This is a genomic window from Sphingopyxis sp. (genome assembly GCF_019459305.1).
In the GTDB taxonomy this organism is placed as follows: domain Bacteria; phylum Pseudomonadota; class Alphaproteobacteria; order Sphingomonadales; family Sphingomonadaceae; genus Sphingopyxis.
On sequence record NZ_JAIBES010000063.1, the window covers coordinates 37,699 to 54,197 of the forward strand.

The 16,499-nt window shown below is 64.0% G+C and carries 13 protein-coding genes, 1 tRNA gene and 1 riboswitch; of the genes, 6 read left to right on the top strand and 8 right to left on the bottom strand.

What is annotated here, in order from left to right:
• Positions 1-32: 32 nt before the first annotated feature.
• Both K0M74_RS07010 and K0M74_RS07015 read right to left on the bottom strand, forming a co-directional pair.
• A complete protein-coding gene (locus K0M74_RS07010) occupies positions 33-1,070 on the bottom strand; it encodes a 2-oxoacid:ferredoxin oxidoreductase subunit beta (protein ID WP_293969678.1) in 1,038 nt (345 codons plus the stop codon).
• Positions 1,067-2,929, bottom strand: a complete 1,863-nt coding sequence (locus K0M74_RS07015; RefSeq protein ID WP_293969681.1) for a 2-oxoacid:acceptor oxidoreductase subunit alpha — start codon at positions 2,927-2,929, stop codon at positions 1,067-1,069. Before K0M74_RS07015 ends, K0M74_RS07010 begins: the two co-directional genes overlap by 4 nt.
• Before the next feature lie 196 nt (positions 2,930-3,125).
• On the opposite strand from K0M74_RS07015, the gene K0M74_RS07020 reads away from it, so the two are divergent.
• Together K0M74_RS07020 and K0M74_RS07025 are read left to right on the top strand one after the other, a co-directional pair.
• Positions 3,126-4,073, top strand: a complete 948-nt coding sequence (locus tag K0M74_RS07020; protein WP_293969684.1) for an alpha/beta hydrolase — start codon at positions 3,126-3,128, stop codon at positions 4,071-4,073.
• Positions 4,070-4,546, top strand: coding sequence for an RNA pyrophosphohydrolase (locus tag K0M74_RS07025; RefSeq protein WP_293969687.1), 477 nt, complete (start codon positions 4,070-4,072; stop codon positions 4,544-4,546). The genes K0M74_RS07020 and K0M74_RS07025 overlap by 4 nt, the downstream gene beginning before the upstream one ends.
• Here the strand turns inward: K0M74_RS07025 and K0M74_RS07030 are convergent.
• Complete coding sequence (locus K0M74_RS07030; RefSeq protein ID WP_293969690.1) at positions 4,507-5,196, bottom strand: uracil-DNA glycosylase; 690 nt, start codon at positions 5,194-5,196, stop codon at positions 4,507-4,509. The genes K0M74_RS07025 and K0M74_RS07030 overlap by 40 nt on opposite strands.
• Before the next feature lie 23 nt (positions 5,197-5,219).
• Between K0M74_RS07030 and folK the strand changes: the two genes are divergently transcribed.
• The 3 genes from folK to K0M74_RS07045 all read left to right on the top strand — a co-directional run bounded on the left by folK (position 5,220) and on the right by K0M74_RS07045 (position 7,077).
• Positions 5,220-5,741, top strand: coding sequence for a 2-amino-4-hydroxy-6-hydroxymethyldihydropteridine diphosphokinase (gene folK, locus K0M74_RS07035; RefSeq protein ID WP_293969693.1), 522 nt, complete (start codon positions 5,220-5,222; stop codon positions 5,739-5,741).
• Between the two features lie 42 nt (positions 5,742-5,783).
• Positions 5,784-5,859, top strand: a tRNA-Lys gene (locus tag K0M74_RS07040).
• Positions 5,860-6,060: 201 nt separating this feature from the next.
• The gene (locus tag K0M74_RS07045) at positions 6,061-7,077 is read left to right on the top strand and encodes an NAD-dependent epimerase/dehydratase family protein (RefSeq protein ID WP_293969696.1); all 1,017 of its coding nucleotides are present in this window, start codon (positions 6,061-6,063) and stop codon (positions 7,075-7,077) included.
• Positions 7,078-7,120: 43 nt separating this feature from the next.
• Here the strand turns inward: K0M74_RS07045 and K0M74_RS07050 are convergent, their stop codons facing one another.
• Positions 7,121-7,792, bottom strand: a complete 672-nt coding sequence (locus K0M74_RS07050; RefSeq protein WP_293969699.1) for an MnmC family methyltransferase — start codon at positions 7,790-7,792, stop codon at positions 7,121-7,123.
• A gap of 180 nt (positions 7,793-7,972) precedes the next feature.
• Between K0M74_RS07050 and galE the strand changes: the two genes are divergently transcribed.
• Positions 7,973-8,989 (top strand): UDP-glucose 4-epimerase GalE, encoded by a 1,017-nt coding sequence (gene galE / locus K0M74_RS07055; protein ID WP_293969702.1) that lies wholly within the window; start codon positions 7,973-7,975, stop codon positions 8,987-8,989.
• Here the strand turns inward: galE and K0M74_RS07060 are convergent.
• The 4 genes from K0M74_RS07060 to K0M74_RS07075 form a co-directional block, all read right to left on the bottom strand.
• Positions 8,986-9,558, bottom strand: a complete 573-nt coding sequence (locus K0M74_RS07060; RefSeq protein WP_293969705.1) for a TMEM165/GDT1 family protein — start codon at positions 9,556-9,558, stop codon at positions 8,986-8,988. The two genes, galE and K0M74_RS07060, sit on opposite strands and share 4 nt — an antisense overlap.
• Positions 9,559-9,576: 18 nt before the next feature.
• Positions 9,577-9,752: riboswitch (yybP-ykoY riboswitch) on the bottom strand.
• Positions 9,731-9,952, bottom strand: a complete 222-nt coding sequence (locus tag K0M74_RS07065; RefSeq protein WP_293969708.1) for a hypothetical protein — start codon at positions 9,950-9,952, stop codon at positions 9,731-9,733. It overlaps the preceding riboswitch by 22 nt.
• On the bottom strand, positions 9,952-14,181 hold the full coding sequence (locus K0M74_RS07070) for a translocation/assembly module TamB domain-containing protein (RefSeq protein WP_293969711.1): 4,230 nt from the start codon (positions 14,179-14,181) through the stop codon (positions 9,952-9,954). The genes K0M74_RS07065 and K0M74_RS07070 overlap by 1 nt, the downstream gene beginning before the upstream one ends.
• A complete protein-coding gene (locus tag K0M74_RS07075; protein WP_293969714.1) occupies positions 14,181-16,472 on the bottom strand; it encodes a BamA/TamA family outer membrane protein in 2,292 nt (763 codons plus the stop codon). Before K0M74_RS07075 ends, K0M74_RS07070 begins: the two co-directional genes overlap by 1 nt.
• Between the last annotated feature and the right edge of the window lie 27 nt (positions 16,473-16,499).

Consider the following 16,499-nt stretch of genomic DNA (forward strand, 5'->3'; position numbering starts at 1 on the left):
CGATCGTCTAACGAACGCCAAGCGCGCGGCAACTAGAGCTCGGGTCCGCCCTCGGTCACCGTCCACGTCTGGCCCTTTTTGAGCAGGCTCTGCAGGTCGGCGGTCTTGCCTTCGGCTGCCGCCGCATTCTGGCGCCAGACGTCGGCCTCGAAGGTCGGGCGCGGATCGTCGTACAGCACCCCGAGCGCCATCGGGAACTCGCCAAAGCGCATTTCAACCAGCATATGCGCCACGCTGCGGTTGGTGACGTCATGGACGATCACCCCCGCGGCCTGCCAGTCGCCATCGACGACGTCGACGGTCTTGAGATGCAGCGCCTCGGCATCGAGCGCGATGCCCTTCGTGCCTTTGGCATAAAGCATCGGTTCGCCATTCTCGAGCCAGAGCTGGCGATCCTCGGCGCCTTTGGGCGCCGCGAAATCCTCGAACACGTCTTTGTTATAGACGATACAGTTCTGAAAAATCTCGATAAACGCGGCGCCCTTGTGGGCGTGCGCTGCTTTCAGCACTTCGGGCAGCTTCTTCGACACGTCGAAGCCGCGCGCGACGAAGCGCGACCCGGCGCCGAGCGCAAAGGCCGCGGGCTGCGCCGGGCGGTCGACCGATCCATAGGGGGTCGACGGGCTGGTCGTGCCGACGCGGCTGGTCGGCGAATATTGGCCCTTGGTCAGCCCGTAGATCTCGTTGTTGAACAGCATGATCTGGCAATCGAGATTGCGGCGGATCAGGTGCATCGTGTGGTTGCCGCCGATCGACAGCCCGTCGCCGTCGCCGGTGACGATCCACACATCAAGGTTCGGGTTGGCGAGCTTCAGCCCCGTGGCAAACGCCGGTGCACGGCCGTGGATCGTGTGAAAACCATAGGTCTCCATATAATAGGGGAAGCGCGACGAGCAGCCGATGCCGCTGATGAACACGGTGTTCTCGGGCGCGGTGCCGATTTCGGGCATTGTGCGCTGCACCGCCTTCAAAATCGCATAGTCGCCGCAGCCAGGGCACCAGCGGACTTCCTGATCGGTTTCCCAATCCTTGAGCGTCGTCGTGCGCGCGATGGTGGTCATCTCGTTCATGCTAGTGCCTCCTCGATGGCGGCTTCGATTTCGGCAATTGTGAAGGGTTGGCCCGACACCTTGTTCACCGGCTTGGCGTCGACCAGATACTGGTCGCGCAGCACCGTCTTGAGCTGCCCGGTGTTCATTTCGGGAATGATCACCTTGTCATAGCTTTTGAGCAGTTCGCCCAGATTGGCGGGCAGCGGCCAGATATGGCGGATATGGATGTGGCTGACGTCGGCGCCCTCGGCGCGCTTGCGGCGCACCGCCTGATGGATCGGGCCAAAAGTGGAGCCCCAGCCGACGACCGCGAGCTTGCCGCTTTCCGCACCGAGTTCGACAATCTGGTCAGGCACCTTGATGCCGTCGATCTTGGCCTTGCGGATGTCGGTCATCGCCTGGTGGTTCGATGCCTCATAATTGATGTGGCCGGTGTCGATTTCCTTCTCGATCCCGCCGATGCGGTGGAGCAGGCCGGGGGTGCCGGGCTTGACCCACGGACGCTTGAGCTTTTCGTCGCGGCCATAGGGCTTGAAACCGCCTTCCGGCACTTCGGTCAGGAATTCGACCGGGAAGGCTTCGTAGGTTGTAAGATCAGGCACCGCCCACGGCTCGGCGGCGTTGGCGATATAGCCGTCGGTCAACAGGATCACCGGGGTCATATATTGCACCGCGATCCGCACCGCCTCGATCGCGCATTCAAACGCATCGCCGGGCGAGCGCGCCGAAATCACCGGCATCGGCGCATCGCCGTTGCGGCCATAGACCGCCTGATACAGATCCGACTGCTCGGTCTTGGTCGGCAGGCCGGTCGAGGGACCACCGCGCTGCGAATTGACGATGACGAGCGGCAATTCGGTCATGATCGCGAGGCCCATCGCCTCGCCCTTCAGCGCGATGCCGGGGCCCGACGAGCTGGTGACGCCGAGCGAGCCCCCATAGCTGGCGCCGATCGCCGAACAGATCGCCGCGATTTCATCCTCAGCCTGAAAGGTCGTGACGTCATATTCTTTCAGCCGCGACAGATGATGCAGGATCGCCGACGCGGGCGTGATCGGATAGCCGCCAAAGAACATCGGCAGCTTGGCTAGCTGCGCGCCCGCAACGAGGCCGAGGGCAATACCCTCGGCGCCGGTCAGCGTGCGATAGAGCCCCGGCGCGGCGGGCGCGGGATCGACATGATGCTGCTTGAGCGGCCCCGCCAGTTCGGCGGTCTCGCCGTAAGCATGCCCCGCGTTCAGCGCCGCAATATTTGCCGCTGCCAGATCGGGCGCCTTGGCGAATTTCGCATTGAGCCAATCGACCAGTGGTGCGCGGTCGCGGTCGAACATCCACAGCGCCAGCCCCAGCGTCCACATATTCTTGCAGCGCAGCGCTTCCTTGTTGCCAAGGCCGAACGGCTTCACGGCATCCATCGTCAACTGGCTGATGTTGAGCTTGAGCAATTGCCACTTCGCCAGACTGCCATCGTCAAGCGGGTTGGCGTCATATTTCGCCTTCGCGAGGTTGCGATCGTTGAACTCGCCTTCGTCGGCGATGATCAGTCCGCCTTGCTTGAGCGAAGGCACGTTCGTCTTGAGCGCCGCCGGGTTCATCGCAACGAGCACGTCGGGCGCATCGCCCGCCGTGTCGATCGCCGACGACCCGAAATTGATCTGGAACGCCGACACGCCGAACAACGTGCCTTGCGGCGCGCGGATTTCGGCGGGGAAGTCGGGGAAGGTCGCAAAGTCGTTGCCCGCGAGCGCCGAAGACAGGGTGAATTGACCGCCGGTCAACTGCATCCCGTCGCCGCTGTCACCTGCAAACCTGACCACGACTGCATCCGAAAGGGGGGACGTCCGTTTGTCGGTTTCGCCCGCTACCGCTGTCGCCATTTTATTTTCTGCCTTGAATCTTGCGAACCTGTGACGCTGGCCTAGGCCTGTGGGCGCGATGCCGCAATTCAGAAAAAATTGTGCGCTGCAAACTTCAAACGCCCGAATGGGTTTCTAATTGCCATTGAATTATCCCGCGCGATGCCGAATAGCTGCGCCGATAACAAAGACGCAACGGCGAAGAGGGACCAGCAGGATGACCGACGGCACCACCCATTACACCCGCCCCGACGTGGCGATGTTCCTAGCTTTCCTCAATGCGCAGGAAGGCCCCAAGATGGAAGAGTTGCCGCCCGCCGAGGCGCGCGAGATGTTTCGTATGATGGCCAAGATGGCCGATGCCCCGCGCGGCGAGATTGCCAAGGTCGAGGATCGAACAATTCCCGGCCCCGCGGGCGAGATTTCGATCCGCATCTATGACAATCGTCCTGACCGCGAACCTGGCCCGGTGATGGTCTTTTATCACGGCGGCGGCTGGGTCATCGGCGACCTCGACACCCACGATGCCTATTGCGCCGAAGCCGCACGCCTGCTCGACATGCCCGTCATCGCGATCGACTATCGCCTCGCGCCCGAACACCCCTTCCCCGCCGCGCCCGACGATTGCGAAGCGGCGACGCGCTGGGTTGCCGATAATTTCCCCTGCACCGGGCTCGTCCTGTCGGGCGAAAGCGCCGGCGGCAACCTGACCATCGCGACCGCGCTCACCCTTCGCGACAAACCCGCGTCGAAGCCGGTGATTGCTATGCACCCCATCTACCCGGCAGTGACGACGCACGACGACTGGCAAAGCTACCGCGATTTCGGCGAAGGCCATCTACTGACAACCGGCAGCATGACGTGGTTCGGCAATCATTATGCCGCCGATCCCGCCGATTATCGCGCGTCGCCGCTCGATTTCCCGGCTGCGGGCCTGCCGCCAACATTGCTCATCACCGCTGGACTCGACCCGCTGCGCGATCAGGGCCGCGCTTACGCCGCCAAGCTGATCGAAGCGGGTGTGCCGACGACCTATCGCGAAGCGGCGGGCAGCATTCACGGCTACATCAATCTGGCGCAAGGTATCCCGAGCGCCAAGGACGACATCCGCGGTGCGCTGACGGTCTTGAAAGCGATCGTCGCCGACGCTAGCGGGACGGCATGATCGATCCCAGCACGCTTCCTTACCGGCCCTGTGCCGGCGTCATGCTCGCCAACCGCGACGGCCTGGTCTTCGTCGGCCAGCGACTCGATACCTCCAGCGAGGCGTGGCAGATGCCGCAGGGCGGAATCGACGATGGCGAAGATGCCGAAGAGGCAGCCATCCGCGAACTCGGCGAAGAAACCGGCATTCATGGCGGGCTGGTCGAAATCATTGCGCGCAGCCGCGAGGAATATTTCTACGACCTGCCCGACCATCTGATCGGCAAGATGTGGGGCGGCAAATATCGCGGCCAGCGCCAGCATTGGTTCCTGATGCGCTTCATGGGCGAGGACGGCGACGTCAACATCGCGACCAAGCATCAGGAATTTCGCGCCTGGAAATGGGCCCAGCTGAACGAGGTCGAGAAGCTGATCGTGCCGTTCAAGCGCGTGCTTTACCGCGGACTGATCGAGGAATTCGGTCCGCTGGTCTGATCGCGCAGCGCCAGCGCAGTACGAAACACATCGGCGAACATCTCGGGGGTCAGACGGCCGGTGTTCGTATTGTAACGCGAACAATGATAGCTATCGACCAGGTGGCGCCCATCAGCCAGCCCATGAACGGCGCCATGACCGAAAGGATGCGCCGCTGGCCGCACTCCAGCCGCTCTCAGCACCGCATCATGCGCGATCCGCCCCAGCGCGATAATCACGCGCACACCGGGCAAGGCGGCCAGTTGCTTCTCGAAAAATGGCCGGCAATTCATGATCTCCGCGGGGGTCGGCTTATTCTGCGGCGGCAGGCATTTGACGCTGTTGACGATAATGGCACCGTCGAGCGTCAGCCCGTCGTCGACCCGCGCATCATATCGGCCTTGGCTCAGCCCGAACTCGGCGAGCGTGGCGAACAGCAGGTCGCCCGCATAGTCGCCGGTGAATGGCCGCCCCGTCCGGTTGGCGCCATGCTTGCCCGGCGCCAGCCCCGCAAAGGCGAGCCAGCCGTCGGGATCGCCGAAGGCATATACCGGCGCGTTCCACCAATCGGGATGTTCGGCCTGGCATTCTCGCCGAAAGGCGACGAGCCGAGGGCAGCGCGGACAATCGCGCGGCGGCTCGGTTTCGGGCAACGGGCTGTCAATCTTCACCCATCTGCGATAGGCGCGGGGCCATGAGCAACGCAATGCCGCTTCCTCTTTATGCCATCGGGCTCGGGTCGAACCGGCGCCACGCCCGCTTTGGCGATCCGCGTGCGGTATTGCTCGCTGCACTCGCCGCGCTCGAAAGCGACGACATCGAGGCCGTCGACGCCAGCCCGATCATTGCCAGCGACGCGCTCGGCCCCTCGCGCCGCCGCTATGCCAATGCGGTTGCGCTCGTTGCAACGACGCTGAGCCCACCCGAAATGCTCGCAAGGCTGCACGCGATCGAAGCGGCGTTCGGCCGCCGCACCGGACAGCGCTGGAGCGCGCGAACGCTCGACCTCGACATTCTCCTCTGGTCGGGCGGCATCTGGTCCGACAATATGCTCACCATCCCCCACCCCGCCATCGAAAAGCGCGCCTTTGTTCTTGGCCCACTGCGCGCGATCGTTCCCGAATGGCAGCATCCGCTCCACCGCCGCAGCGTCCGCCAACTCGCCGCACGGCTCGCACGTCCAAAGCCGGTTGACCGGGGCGCAGCGGCGCACTAGGGCGACGGCTCACTTCGCAAGCCGCCTTTGCGGTGCCGCGATGGGCCCTTAGCTCAGTCGGTAGAGCAACTGACTTTTAATCAGTAGGTCGCTGGTTCGAACCCAGCAGGGCTCACCATTTTTTCCCGGTTTGTCGAAAGTGGACGGCGCGGCACGGCGCTTTTGACAGCCGCGGATATCAACTGCAGCCGCCGCGCGATTGCCCCCGCCATATTGTTGCGTTCGTTACCGGTGAATTTACCGATTGGCTTGATAAGGGCCGCGTTGGCGGCGCATGTACGCCCATGTACTGATGCGGCGGCCACGACGGGGACGGAATTTGACGACACTCATCACCGGTGCGGCAGGCTTTATCGGCATGCATGTTGCGGCGGCGCTGCTCGCGCGCGGCGGGCGTGTGATCGGCATCGACAACTTCACGCCCTATTATTCTCTCGAGCTCAAACGCGCCCGCGTCGCACATCTTGCGGCACATTATGGCGACCAGTTTGTGTTCAAGGATGTCGATTTCGGTGACGCGAATGCGCTCGCTCAGACGCTGGCCGATGCGAAGATCGATCGGATCGTGCATCTCGGCGCGCAGCCGGGTGTGCGGTATTCGCTCGAAAATCCGGGGGCCTATATCCACTCGAACATCTCCGGGCATGTGAATATTCTCGAACTGGCGCGTCACCGGACAGTTTCGCACCTCGTCTATGCGTCTTCGTCGTCGGTCTATGGGATGCGGAGCGATACGCCATTTCGGGTCGCCGACAGGGCCGATACGCCCATCTCGCTCTACGCCGCGACGAAACGCGCCGATGAGTTAATGAGCGAAACCTATGCCCATCTCTTCCGCATCCCGCAGACCGGACTGCGCTTTTTTACCGTTTATGGCCCGTGGGGTCGCCCTGACATGGCGGTCTGGAAGTTCACCGAGGCGGTGCTGCAAGGCCGTCCAATCGATGTTTACAATCACGGCGACATGCTGCGCGATTTCACCTTTATCGATGATATCGTCAATGGCGTGGTGCTGGCGCTCGACCGCCCCCCTGACGACGACAATCGTGAAAAGCCGGGCGGCTTCATCACGCCCCACCGCCTGTATAACATCGGCAACAACCGCCCCGAACGGCTGACCGACCTGATCCAGGCCATCGAAGTCGCCTGCGACCGTAAAGCGCAAATCAATCTGCTGCCGATGCAGGATGGCGACGTCTATCAGACCTTCGCCGACATCGACGATATCAGCCGCGACCTCGGCTTCGCGCCGACGACCCCGATGGCCGTCGGGATTCCCGCCTTTGTCGATTGGTATCGCAAGGACTGGTCGCAGCGGACGCCAGTCACCGGATGATCAGCGAATTGACCGCCTCAAATGGTGGGACGGAATGGCTTCGTCAGGGCCGCTTGGCGAACCAGATCAGGTGATATCCGCCCTTGCCATTGGCGCGGGCGCGAACCTTGACTTCCTCGACAACAAAACCCGCGGCGATCAACCGGCGCGTAAAATTGGTGTCGGGTGCCGCCGACCATATCGCGAGCACGCCGCCAGGCTTCAGCGCCGCTTTGGCCGATGCAAGACCGGTCACGCCGTAAATCTGATCGTTGGCGGGGCGCGTCAACCCATCTGGGCCATTGTCGACGTCGAGCAAGATCGCGTCGAAAGCTTCTCTTGCAGCGCTCATGGCAGCAGAGACATCGGCGACAACGACGTCGACCCGCGGATCATCAAGACAGGCTGCCGCAAGCTCGGCCATCGGTCCGCGCGCCCACTCGATGATTTCCGGGACCAATTCGGCCACGGTGATCCTGGCCTGTGGTCCGAGCATGGACAAGGCTGCGCGCAAGGTGAACCCCATGCCAAAGCCGCCGATCAGCAGCTGGGCCGTGCCCCTGTCGCGCAGCCGATCGCAGCTCATCGTCGCGAGTGCCTCTTCGGAGCCGCTCATCCGGCTGCTCATCAGTTCGTTGCCGCCCAGCGCGATGATAAACTCGTCGCCACGCCGAAACAGGCGAAGTTCGCCGCCGCCCGGCACCGCGGCGGTGCCGATCAGTTCGCGGATCTTCACTTCGCGTCGCCCGTCATGTCGTCGTTCCTTTGACCGTTCGCTCCCCCTTACCCGCTTCTTGCTTTTTGCCAACGCAGTGCGCGCGGCGGATGGCGAATGGACAATATCTTGGTAGGGGGTTCGATGTAGAGTGCTGCGTCAAGAGGCGGCACCGATACCCGCGTGGAGGCAGAACATCCGATGAAGACCCTATTGACCGGCGGCGCGGGTTATATCGGCAGCCATGTCGCGGCGGCTTTGGTCGCGGCGGGTCATGACGTGGTGTGTTTCGACAATCTCGCCAATAGCGACGCCGGCGTAATCGACCGGCTCGAGGCGATCACCGGTAGGGCGATCCCCTTGATAGTCGGCGACATCCGCGACGGCGATGCGTTGCGCCGCGTCATGACGGATCAGGACCTCGAAGCCGTCATCCATTTTGCTGGACTGAAGGCAGTCGGCGAATCGGTCGCCGAACCGATCAAATATTATGACAATAATGTTCGCGGCACGCTGTCGCTGGTGCAGGCGATGACCGATTGCGGCGTCAAGACGCTCGTCTTTTCATCGAGCGCAACCGTCTATGGCCAGCCGCGCTATCTGCCGCTCGACGAAAATCACCCGACGTCGGCAACGAATCCCTATGGCCGCACCAAGCTGATGATCGAGGAGATGTTGAGCGACATCGCGGCGTCCGACCCCGAATGGCGGATCGCGACCCTGCGCTATTTCAACCCGGTCGGCGCGCATGACAGCGGCCTGATCGGCGAGAACCCGAATGGCATTCCGAACAATCTGATGCCTTTCATCAGCCGCGTGGCGGCCGGTAGGCTTGATGAGCTGTCGGTGTTCGGCAACGATTATGACACGCCCGATGGCACCGGCGTGCGCGATTACATCCATGTCGTCGACCTCGCCGACGGCCATGTTGCGGCGCTCGGCACGATCTCGAAGGCCGAACCTGCGCTGTCGACTTGGAACCTTGGCACGGGACAGGGCTATTCGGTGCTCGATATGGTACAGGCGTTCGAGCGGGTGAACGGCGTCCGTATCCCCTATCGCATCGCGCCGCGCCGCGCCGGCGATGTCGCCAGCTGCTACGCGAGCCCCGAACGCGCCGCGCGCGACCTTGGCTGGACCGCGCAGCGCGATCTCGAAGCCATGTGCGCGTCGAGCTGGAGCTTTGAGCGCACGTTGGCGATGCGCAATTCGGGCTAGCCGAACCAGCCCGCCGTCTGGGCGAGCACCCACAGGCCGATCAACAGGAATAGCCCCGCCGCGATCATCCGCACCTTTGCGAGATCGACGCGCTTGAGCAGTTCATGGCCCAAGAAGATCGCCGGGACGTTGGCAATCATCATGCCTAGAGTCGTACCGGCAGTTACCGCCACGACGTCATGATATTGCGCGCCGAGCGCAATCGTCGCGATTTGCGTCTTGTCGCCCATTTCAACGAGAAAGAAGGCGACGAGTGTCGTGAGGAATGCGCCGAAGCGCGGCTTGGGGGCATCCTCGTCTTCGAATTTGTCCGGGATCAGTGTCCACGCCGCCATCGCGATAAACGACAGGCCGACCGCATAGCGGAAGATAGCGCTATCGAGGAAGCTGGCCGCTGACGCGCCCAGCAGCGCCGCGAGGGCATGATTGGCCAGCGTCGCGACCAAGATGCCGAGGATGATCGGCAGCGGCCGGTTAAACCGCGTTGCGAGCAGCATCGCGAGCAGCTGCGTCTTGTCGCCGATTTCGGCGAGCGCGACGACGGCGGTCGAGGTGAGCATGGCTTCCATCAAAAAACTCCGGGGCCGGGCGGCTTACGATTCCAACGGACATCGAACCCACCGCCCGGCCCGGACGAAGGTCGATGCCATTGGTCTCGCCCAAGCGGTCTCCCGCTTCCACCGCACCACGACCTCTCGGCCGAGTATGTTGACACGGTGGCCCGTCCGGTCGGACGGCTGGCTACTCCCCAGATGACGGGGGCGGGTTAGACTGCTTGTCGGCGCGAGGCAAGTCTCCCGATGCGGTCGCGGCGGCTTCTTCCGATTCGGCGATATCGGCATCCATCGCCTTGGCGCGCGCCTCGATTTCTTCGGCCGCCTTGTCGTAGCGCGCCTCGAAATCGGGCTCGTCCTTGCACCCCGCGAGCATCAGCAACGGCAGCAGGACCATCGCGCCACGCATCAATAATCCTTGCGGTAGCGGATGCTGAGGTTCGACTGGCCCGAGCCGCCGGCCTGACTGAGTAGTGACAGCGCCCGGGTCAGGCTGATCTCGAGCTGCGTTGCGGTGTAGCCACGCGCGTCGGTGATGACCTCCAGATAGATATCCTTGGTGATATATTGCCCCGCAGCGAGCGCGGTGCCGCGCCCGACGGTGTCGTCGGGACCGAGCACGCGCAGCCGGTCTATCCCGGTCGCAGACTGGAGCGCGCCAAGCGGGCTCAGTCCCCCACCGCCGCTGCTTAGCGTATTGAGCGACGAGGCTAGCTGCACCGCCTGGAGCGGCGAGAGCGTCGTGATCGAATCGCCGAACAGGATGCGCGAGACGATCTCGTCCTGCGGCAGGCCGGGGACGCTGGAGAATGCAATCTGCGGGTTGCTGGCGCGGCCGGACACGGCGACGTTCACCGTCACGGTCTCGATCGTGTCGCTCGCCAGCAGGCGGATCGCCGGATCATAGGCATCGCCGGTCGGGAAGGTCACGCGGCCCTCCTGCAATTCGAACGACCGTCCTGCAAATCCCAGCGTCCCGCGAACCAGCTCGATTTCACCCGTCACGCGCGGCGCCAGCGTTGTCCCGCGCAGGACGATGTCGGCCATCCATTCCGATTCGAGCCCCATGCCGCTGACATAGATTTCATCCGACGCCTTGAGCGCGATATCGAGGCGGATCAGGTCAAACAGGCTGCCGCCGACCGCAGCCAGTCCGTCGCCGCTGATCCGTTGCCGCCCCGCCGCAGGCTTGCGCCTGATACCGGTCAGCACCGGCACCTGCGCCGCGCCCTCGCGCACGATGCGATAACGGGTTTCGGGCAGGCGCAGGCTGCCCGACAGCAGCGCCGCCTGTCCCGCGACCTTTTCGAGCAGCAGATTGCCCGTCGCGCGCGCCGCAATATTCTCGCTGCGCGCGAGCCGCGCATTGTCGAGCGTCATCGCGATGTTCATCGGATAGCCGTCGGCCTGCGCCAGGCTGATATAGCCCTTCGCTTCGACCTTGCCCTCGCCCGCGGTCGCGGTCAGCTGTTCGATCTCCAGCCGGTTGCCCGTAAAGCGACCCGCCACGACCATGTTGGTCAGCCGCGTGCCATAGGTCTGGTTTTCATAGACCATGTCCTTGCCGCGCACGACGCCTGACAGGCACGGATCGGCAACGCTGCAGCTGAAGTCGGCAGCAACCGCGATCGGTCCCGACACGCCTTGTTCGGCGGGACCGGCAAAGGAATAGAGCGTGTCGGCAGGGCCGTTATAGCGAATGCCCCCGCCGAGCGGCGCGGCGCGCAAACGCGTTATCCAGTCACCGGCTCCCGGCCCCAGCGGGCGTAGCGACGCCTGCATCCGCCCGATCACGCTGCCACGCTTGCGCATCACCGCGCGCGCCTCGCCGCCGTCGCTGAGCAGCTTGCCCGCAAAATTGACATCGACCGGCTGGCTGACCGACGCCGCGGTTGTGCGGGTAAAGCCGGTGATCGTCAGCCGCGCATCGGCGCGCGGGAAACTTTCCGAGCTTGCCTGCTCGAAATCGAGGCTGCCGGTTGCGCGCCCACCCAGCCCCATGTCGGGATAGACGGCGTTGAGGATCGCCATGTTGACGCGTTCCAGCCGGCTCTGGACCATGATGCCCTCACCGAACCGCCCGGCCACACGCACGCTGCTGCCGCGGCCCAGATTGACCGTCGTCGGCAGCAGTTGATAGCCATCCGCGCCGGGGATAATCCGCGCGGGCGAGGTCGTGCGGAAGTTGACCCCAGTCGCGCGGCCCTGCACCGACGCGCGCCACAGCTCGGGAGTCAGATCAGCATTGGCGGCGATACGGAACGGGACGCCGCTGGTGCCTTCAACCAGCGCCTGCGCCTTGCCGCGCCCGTCGCGATAATCGATCTTCACCCGCCCGACGGCGATGTCATATTCGCGGATGCGCGTCTGGGCGATCTGGATGTCGGCGACGACATGCGGTGTATCGTACAGCGTGACGTCGGCATCGACGATCGCCGATCCCACAGCGAGTTTGGCCGGCCCGGGCAGCACGACATCATTGGCGCGAACATTGATCGCCGCTGCCTGATATTGGCCCGCGGCGCTCAACCGGACGAGGCCGCCCAGCCCCTGCCCCGATGCATTGAGCTGGCCGACGAACGGCCCCGCGCTGCTTTGCACCAATCGCCCGTCAAACCCGATACCCGAAAGATCGCCGCGCGCGATGTCGATCGTCAGCGGACCGGTTGCGGTGAGCAGCACGACATCGGCGGACAGCGGTCCGTAGTCGGTGTCGCCCTTCGCCGCGAGGCGATAGCCATTCGGCGCGCCATTGATTTCCGCGACCAGATTGGCAAGGCCGATACCAAGCCCGGGACGTTCGGCGGTCAGTGTCGCGCGCGGATCGCTGATCGTCCCCGCCAGCTGGACACCAAGCGGGCCGTAGTCGGTGGAACTGGCGCGCGCGGTCAGTCGCACCTGTCCGGTCGGGGCATAGCTTCCCTGCCCGCTGACGATCCGCAGCAACGGTGAGGTCATCCGCAGATTGGCGAAGCGGACGATCCCGTCGGTGCCATAGCGGACGTCACTGGTGGCGACCGCATTGCCGCCGAGCAGGTCGCGGACCCCCGAATTGAACAATTGTGTCGAACGCGCGCGAATGCTTCCGGCGATCGCAAAGCCGCCGTTTGGCGCAGTTTCCAGATCGGCATCGGTGTCGATGTCGAAAATGCCAACGCTCTCGATGCGATAATCGTTGATCCGTCCGTCAATCGCCCCGGTATAAAAACCCCGGTTCAGGTCGGCGATAACGATCGCCTTCGCATCGATGCGCGGCGAGCGCAGGCGCAGATTGTCGCTGAGGATACGACCATTGCTGTAGGCGAGATCGCCGTCGAGCCGCACCTGCACCAGCGTTCCGCCCGCGACCGCGTCGAGGCCGCGTATCCGCGCCGCGCGGCCCGCAATCGGGATGATGACCTGATCGGTATCGACCCGCGCCTTGCCTGACAGGGTCAATGTGTCGACGACGATGTCGTTGACTGCGAGCGCATTCGCATTCGCCTGATAGGCGATAGTTGGCTGGTCGAATGCCCCGTCCAGCGTCGCTGTCGCCCGCACGCCATCGGCACGAACCGACGGCGCAATGGCACCGGGGCGGAGCAGAACGAATGCCAGCTGCAAGGCTTCATACCGGCTATTGCCCAGATCGAGCCCGCCGCTCACCCCCAGGCGGAAGGCGTCGGACGAGAAGCGACCATCGAGATCCGCTTTGCGTTCGTCCAGTCGCGCGGTCAGGTCGATCGCGGTTTGCGGCCCCAGCAGCGCCGCCGTCGCCCCCGTGAACAGCCGCGACGCCTGCGCGCTCCCTTTGACCGCAAAGGTACCATTACGGCCCGTCAGCGCCAGCCGTGCCAGCGGCGCGGCACCAAGATCGGCAGTCAGATTACCGTTCCACACTTTCCAGTCACCACGTCCCGCCAGCTTGGCGGTCAACGGCTCTTTGAAGCCGCCCATTGCCGCGATCACACCGCCCTGCGGCGCCGTCACGTTCATGGTGACGTCAAACCGGTTCGCTTCGGGTACGGCGTCGAGTTGCAGCGCCAGCGTATCGCCCTTGGCATTGGCGCCGATCGTCGCGGCATTGGCGGTGATCTGGGCGCGCCGATCGGCAATGGCGATCTTTGCCGCCAGCCGTGCTTCCTGCCGCTCACCGGCGACGGCGGGGTCAAAGATGAAACGATCGACCCGCAGCGCGCCAATGTCGATATCAAGATCGGGCAGCAGCGGCTCGCCCGTATCGGGCACGACCTTGAATGCGGGGATTTTCCGCATCGTCATCGTCGCGGCGGTCGCTGAGCGGACATCGACATGGTTGGCGAAATAGCGGAGCGGACGCCAGTCGACCCTGACCTCGGGCGACTCTAGGAACACACCCTTGGGATCGGACAAAGTAAAGTTGCGGATGACCATTTGGCCATAAAGCGACCCATCGAGCCGCCCGATCCCAATCTTCATGCCGTTTTCGAATTCATATTTCTCAACCTGGGTGACGACGAAGCGCCGCCCGGCATCGCTGTTGAGCCCGATCAGGAACAGCGCGAACAGCAGGATCAGCCCCAGCAACGTCAGGCCGATCCAGCGGAGGATCGTCATGGGCCAATTGCGCGCCTTTGCACGCACCGCGGCATCTACCGCCACGGGCGCGTCATCGGCCATCAGAACGCCTGCCCGATCGAGACATAGACACTTACCAGCGCTTCACCCGGCTTGCGGCCAATCGGCGTCGCGACGTCCAGCCGCATGGGGCCAAAGTTGGTGTAGTAGCGCGCCCCGATGCCAGCGCCAAAGCGCAAGTCCGAGAAGGTCGGCGTCGAACCACGATAGACCTGGCCCGCATCGACAAAGCCGACGACGCCGAAATTGCCGAAACGATAGCGCCCCTCGAACGCCGCTTCGGCGACGCTGCGACCGCCGATCGGGTCGATGTCGGGATCCTTTGGACCAAGCTCCTGATAGCCGAAACCTCGCACCGACCCGCCGCCACCCGCATAGAAGCGCCGCGACGGCGCCAACCGCTCGCGCGCCGCGCCGAGGATCGAGCCAACCCGCACGCGCCCGGCCAGCACGATGTTATCGGTGACCGGATAATATCCGCTGACGTCAAGGCGGGCGCGGGCGTAGGGCGAAAATTGCCCCGCGAGCGACCCTTCTGGCTGGATGAGCGCGGTTACGCGAAAGCCCTTGGTCGGATCGAGCAGGCTGTCGGTGCGGTCCATCCCGACCTGCCCCGTCAGCCCGAAGATCGTATAAAAATCGCGGTTCCGCTCTGCGCGCGCGAAGTCATAATCATCCTCGCTCGTCGCAATCAGTTCGGCACCGAAGGCGTATGTGAACCTCTTTTGCCAGATCGGAGTCGAATCATAGCTGACGCGCGCTGCGATGCGCCCCGTGATCGCGTTGAACGCGTTGTAATCACTCCGCGTCGCTTCGGCGACCAGTTCAAAAGTCCGATCGCGGCGTCCGGCGTTCGAACGGCGCAGCGTCGCGCCGATCCCCTGCTCCTGCGTCCCCACCACGCCGCGAAAGATCAGCGCGCCTTCAGGCGGCAACAGGTTGCGGTGCGTCCAGCTGCCCTCGACGCGCAGTCCTTCGCCGGTGCCGTAACCGGCGCTGGCGGCCAGGGTGCGCGGCGGCCCCGCTTGCTGCGTCACCAGCATCGTCACATATTCGGTATCGTCGCCTGCGCTTTCGCCGGTAGGCTGTGGCTCGGCCGCGACGGTGGCGAACAGGCCCGTGGCAACCAGTGCCTGCCGCAGATCATCGACCTTGCGGCTGTCGTAAAGATCGCCGCGCTTGAAGCGCGCGAGCACTTCGACATGCTCGGCGTCGAACGCCAGATCACCGGTCGTTTCGATGCCGCCGAAGCGCGATCTTTTGCCGATGTCGACGGGCAGCGTGTACACGCCGTCGCCAGTCGCCCCATCGAGCAGGATGTCGCGCTGTCCTATCTCGGCAAAGGGATAACCCTCTTCGGGCAATTTGAGCGCGATGGCTGCCTCGGCGCCCTGGACGCGCTGCGCGACGATCGGTTCACCGACGCTGAGCGGAAAATTGTCGGCGATCAGGTTCGGCGGTACGGTGGGATCGGCCTTAAGAATGATCTCGGCCAGCTTATATTGCGTCCCCGGTTTCACATCGATGAGCGCCGTGATCGGGCGGCGCTGACGCGGTTGGCCAGCCTGGACTTCTTCGCGTTCGCCGCGCTCGATCCGGGTATCGACCACCGCATCATAATAGCCTTCGGATGCCAGAATGCGCTGCATCAGCTCACCGTCGGCGCTCAAACGCGCGCGCAACATCGCCGCATTGTCGGCCTTGCCATCGCCGTCATACAGCGCCGACAGGTCGCCAAACAGGTCGGCCAGATCGACATCCGTGCTTTCGTCTGCTGCTGCCAGGCCGTTGACCTGCACGTTATAGGCAACGCCCACATTCTCACGGTCGTCCTCGGCCTCGGCAAATTCGACCGGTTCTACATCGAAATTTTCGAGCGGCGGCAGCGGCGCCGCGAGTTCGCTGTCGGTGATCGGTGCATCGCCGATGACCTCCCACGCATCGCCGTCGGCCAGCGCCGGGACCGGCACGCCCTCAACCGTGGGCGTTGGAGCATCCCCTGCCGCATCGGATGTCCTCGCCGCATCGGCGGCCTGGCGCTTTTCAAAGTCGGCGATCGATTCGAGCGGCCTGTTGAGCTCAGGATCATCCTCCGCGAATATCTGCGGGATCGCCTTCTCGAACTCCTCGTCGCTGATGATCGGCGCTACTTCGGGGAACGGAACATCGGGCGGCGGCGGGGTCGGTGCAGCAATTGCCGCTTCGGAAGTCGGTTCGACCGTCGGCACAACCTGCGGCGGTTCGACCGGCTGGCCAATCGCCGCGGTCGACCAGGCCAGGCAGCAAGCCGACGCCGACGCGATCAACAAGGGTCGCGCCCGCCCCAGTCGCATCAGGTGATAATCACGGGAAGTTTCAGG